Here is a 3,544-nt window from a genome sequence, read left to right as displayed (position 1 = left end):
CCTTTGGGAAGGTTAGGATGGGTTTGAGACCGAGAGGGGCTGATATTCAATACATAGAAACCAGCCATGGGCATTATTCCTCAAGTTCAAACTGCGCCACCAGTGGCAGATGGTCGCTGAATCCGTTGGCGTATCTGTATCCGTTGTAGGTCCTGAAAGGTTTCATCCCGCCAAACTTCTCGTCGCTCTCCATCAGAAACGGCAGGTCGTTGACGAAGCATCCCTTGAGCCTTTCCCTCATCCTGTGGCTCACGAGGATGTGGTCGATGCTCTGCCACATGCCCTGATATTTATACGTGCCCTTAGCCCCGTGGCTCCCCTTGACGCCAGCTGACACCTCCGACAGTCTGCCGGCCTCAAGAAAGCGTATCGACTTGTCCTTCGACTCATCATTGAAATCACCCGACACGATAATCATCGGGTCGGGGTGTATGCTGCGTATGGAGTCCACCGATGCCATCAGCCGCTGCATCACCTGCATCCTGTATGGTGTTGTCTTGCTTTTGCCCGAGAAGCGGCTCGGCGCATGGAGCACGAACACATGGATGGTGTCACCGCTCGCCACTTCGCCCGTGGCATACAGTATGTCGCGCGTAGGCCGCATCCCCTTCAGTGGCGTCACCCTCAACGGATAAGAGTCAATCAGCCGGAACGACATCGGTGAATACAGCAGCGCCACGTCGATGCCACGCTGGTCGGGCGAATCTGTCATCACATATTCATATTTCGCGTTTCTCAGCAGACCGCGTTTCGTGAGATAGTGCAACACGGAGTCGTTCTCAACCTCGCATAGCGCTACGAGGTCGGGAATCAGGTCAGTGCCCCTTTCGTCCTTGTGTCCACAAGCCAGAATTTCCTTCGATATGTTACTCAGTTTCTTCCAGTATCTGTTGGAGTTCCAGTGGCGCGGACTGTCGCTCAGGTATTCCGTGTCCTGCTTTAGCGAGTCGTGTGTGCAGTCGAAGAGATTTTCGCAGTTGAGCTGCACGAAGGTGAATATTCCGAGAATCAGCGATGTAAGCATAGAGTGTAGATGTTAAGTTCCAAACAGCCGATGACCGATTGGGATTAATCCCCAAGCAGCCTCAAAACCGATTGTGAGAGTATGCGTTGCAAATATACTTCATAATTGTGGAAACAGGAAATAATCCCATCACCAAGTTACAAATTCCCCCTTTGTCCGTCTATATGATACGGTGGGCAAATTGCCGGTGGTCAGATGACATCCTTGTCGGCTCGTCAACTTGTCCACTCGTTAACTCGTCAACTAAAAAATAACCGTATGTTGCAAAAGAGAGATATAAAGAAATATTTGTCCCTTATCATCGTGTTGCTTTCGATGATGCTGCCCGATGTGGCTATGGCACAAAACCGCTATCGGGTGGGAGTGTGCGACTGGATGGTGCTGAAGCGCCAGAAGCTCGGAGAGTTCAAGCTCGCCAAAGAGCTGGGCTGCGACGGACTGGAGATGGACATGGGTGGACTCGGCAAGCGCGACTCCTTCGATAACAAGATGCGCCAGCCGGAGATGGCAAGGAAATTCCGCCACACCGCCGACAGTCTCGGCATAGAGGTGGGAGCAGTGGCAATGTCGGGCTTCTATGGTCAGAGCTTCGCCCGGAAGAAATCGTGGCGCTGGCTCGTGGAAGACTGTCTCAACACGATGGACGTGATGGATGCCACCGTGGCATTCCTGCCCCTTGGCGGATGCGGCAACAACTGGACCGACTCTCTGCCGCTGCGCCGCGAGATAGTGGAGCGTCTGCATGAGGCAGGCGAGATGGCACACCGCCGCAGCAAGGTGATAGGCATTGACACACCGCTCGACGCCAAGGGCAACAAGCGTCTGCTGCGGGAAATCGGTTCAAAGGGCATAAAGATATTCTATAAGTTGCAGACCGCCGTGGAGCACCGCCGCGACATCAGCAAAGACCTGCGGAAGCTCGGCAGCGGCAACATCTGCGCCATTCATGCCAGCAACACCGACGGAGTGTGGCTCCGCCACGACAAGGCGATAGACATGCCGGCAGTGAAGCGTACGCTCGACAAGATGGGATGGTCGGGATGGCTTTTCGTGGAGAGGAGCCGCGACGTGACCGACGTGCGCAACGTGAAGAAGAACTATGGAGAGAACGTGAGATATCTAAAGGAAATATTCGGCAAGGAGAAAACCGGCAGATAAGGACATATAGATAAGTACACATTATATACTATATATAGTACTCAATACATATAGATATATAACGCTGTATATCAAAAAAGCAAGTACACGCTCTATATTGACAAACAAGTATACAGTATAAATAAACAACTAAGCACACATATATAAAAATATGAAGAAATTATTCGTCATGGCAGCCGCACTAATGGTCTGGGGCACCCTCACCGCCAGTGCAGTAGACTTCGATTCAGCAGGTCGCGACCCTAAGTATGTGGAGACAATCATGCAGCGTTCGCAGAAGGTGACCGACGCACTGAAGATCACCGGTACGGAGAAGGGTACGCAGGTGCTCAACATCGTGGCAAACCGCTATTTCAAGCTCAACGACATATATTCAGAGCGCGACAGCATCAAGGCAGTGGCAAAGACCCTTACCGGCGACGCCAAGAAAGAGAAGATGGAATATGCTGAGATGTTGAAAGACCAGAAGCTCTACAAGAGTCATTTCGGATTCATCGCCGACCTTTCGGTATATCTCACCGATGCAGAGGTGGAGACCGTGAAGGACGTGCTGACATACAATGTAGTGAACGTGACATATACGGCGCAGTGCGACATGATACCCACGCTGACGGAAGAAGAGAAGGTGCAGATTCTCGCCTGGCTCAAGGAGGGCCGCGAGTTTGCCATCGATGCCGAGAGCTCCAAGAAGAAGCATGAGGCATTCGGCAAATACAAGGGCAGGATTAACAACTGGCTCTCCAAGCGCGGCTACAACCTCACCAAGGAGCGCGAGCAGTGGGCAAAGAGAGTGAAGGCAAGAGGCGGAACGTTGTAATAACCCATGCAAGTAGTCAGAAAAAAGATACATTAAACGTCCTAATTACCGATTTGGGTTAAACACCAAGAATACAAATGGCAAAAAAGATAATACACAGTATCATTCCTCTCAGAGGATTAGGACTGATGGCAGCACTGTCTATGGCAGTACTGCCGTCGGCAGCACAGAAAAACGGCATCACCGACACCGGCAAGAGCAAATACGCCGTGGTGTCGTCAACACCGCTCAGCGCCGTGAGATGGACCGGCGGATTCTGGGGCGAGCGCTTCGGAGTGTTCAGCGGCACATCAGTGCAGAGCATGTGGGAGACATGGAAGTCTGACACGGGACACGGCTGGAACAACTTCCTCATAGCAGCCGGAGAGAAAAAGGGAAAGCGCCACGGACCACCATTCCACGACGGCGACATGTATAAATGGCTTGAGGCACTGACGGCGGTATATGCCGTGAACAAAGACCCGGAAGTGGGCAAGATAATCGACCGCTTCGTTGAACTCATCCAAAAGTCGCAGCGCCCCGACGGATACCTCCACACTCCAGTC

Annotated in this window: 4 protein-coding genes; 3 read left to right on the top strand and 1 reads right to left on the bottom strand. The window is 52.2% G+C overall.

Annotated elements, in window-relative coordinates:
* Positions 1–73: 73 nt before the first annotated feature.
* Entirely contained in the window at positions 74–1,024 is a 951-nt protein-coding gene (locus QVO99_RS06500; RefSeq protein ID WP_022316795.1) for an endonuclease/exonuclease/phosphatase family protein, read from the bottom strand.
* A 258-nt stretch (positions 1,025–1,282) separates the two neighbouring features.
* On the opposite strand from QVO99_RS06500, the gene QVO99_RS06495 reads away from it, so the two are divergent.
* From QVO99_RS06495 to QVO99_RS06485, 3 genes are all read left to right on the top strand, one after another.
* Entirely contained in the window at positions 1,283–2,182 is a 900-nt protein-coding gene (locus tag QVO99_RS06495) for a sugar phosphate isomerase/epimerase family protein (RefSeq protein ID WP_022316794.1), read from the top strand.
* 151 nt (positions 2,183–2,333) lie between these two features.
* Entirely contained in the window at positions 2,334–2,999 is a 666-nt protein-coding gene (locus tag QVO99_RS06490; RefSeq protein ID WP_022316793.1) for a DUF3826 domain-containing protein, read from the top strand.
* A 77-nt stretch (positions 3,000–3,076) separates the two neighbouring features.
* Positions 3,077–3,544, top strand: a 468-nt coding sequence (locus QVO99_RS06485) for a beta-L-arabinofuranosidase domain-containing protein (protein ID WP_441295407.1), incomplete at its 3' end; no start/stop codon positions are given.

This window comes from Prevotella sp. CAG:592 (assembly GCF_000436015.1).
Classification (GTDB): Bacteria; Bacteroidota; Bacteroidia; order Bacteroidales; family Bacteroidaceae; genus Prevotella; species Prevotella pectinovora.
The sequence above is the reverse complement of the archived record's forward strand: the minus strand, read 5'-3'. Positions and strand labels throughout refer to the sequence as shown.